This is a genomic window from Paraburkholderia sp. J41 (genome assembly GCF_905220235.1).
In the GTDB taxonomy this organism is placed as follows: Bacteria; Pseudomonadota; Gammaproteobacteria; order Burkholderiales; family Burkholderiaceae; genus Paraburkholderia.
Genome location: NZ_CAJMZE010000090.1, coordinates 1 through 910 on the forward strand (window position 1 = coordinate 1; position 910 = coordinate 910).

Annotated in this window: 1 protein-coding gene; it reads left to right on the forward strand. The window is 63.7% G+C overall.

Annotated features, from left to right (window positions below; translation table 11 throughout):
- A partial coding sequence (locus tag U5805_RS31540) for an ABC transporter permease subunit (protein WP_322107401.1) occupies window positions 1–910 on the forward strand: 910 nt, incomplete at both ends.

Here is a 910-nt window from a genome sequence, read left to right on the forward strand (position 1 = left end):
TTCAACCTGAACCGCACGGCCAACGTTTCCGCGTGGCGCGTGCTGCCCAATCGCTGGGACTTCGTTGCGTTCCCGCTCATCATTTGCCTGATCGCGATGGCGGCCGTCGGCTTTCACGAGTCGATGGCGCCCATTGCCACGCTCAAGGCGCAGCCGATCTCGCTCGATCCGGCCAATCTGCCCGACTACGCGATGCGCACGACGCTGCGCATGCTCGCCGCGATGATCGCCTCGCTCGCCTTCACGCTCGCCTACGGCACGCTGGCCGCCAAAAGCCGCCGCGCGGGCGCGGTGCTCGTGCCGATTCTCGACATCCTGCAATCGGTGCCGGTGCTCGGCTATATCTCGTTTACGGTCACGTTTTTTCTCGCGCTGTTTCCCTCGCGCGTGCTCGGCGCCGAACTCGCGGCGATCTTCGCGATCTTCACGAGCCAGGCGTGGAACATGACGTTCAGCTTCTACCAGTCGCTGCGCACGGTGCCGCGCGATCTCGACGAAGTCTCGCGCGGCTTTCATCTGACCGGCTGGCAGCGTTTCTGGAAGCTCGAAGTGCCGTTTTCGATGCCGGGCCTCATCTGGAACATGATGATGTCGATGTCGGGCGGCTGGTTCTTCGTGGTGGCTTCGGAGGCGATCACCGTCGGCAACAACACGATCACGCTGCCGGGCATCGGCGCCTATCTGGCGCAGGCGATCGCGGAAAAGAACCTGCACGCGATCGGCTGGGTGATTCTGGCGATGATCGTGGTGATTCTCGCGTACGACCAGTTCCTGTTCCGCCCGCTGGTTGCGTGGGCCGACAAGTTCCGCATGGAAAACACCAGCGCCGGCGACGCGCCCGAGTCCTGGCTGCTCGACCTGATTCGCCGCACGCACCTCATTCATCGGCTGCTCGTGCCGATGGGCTTCA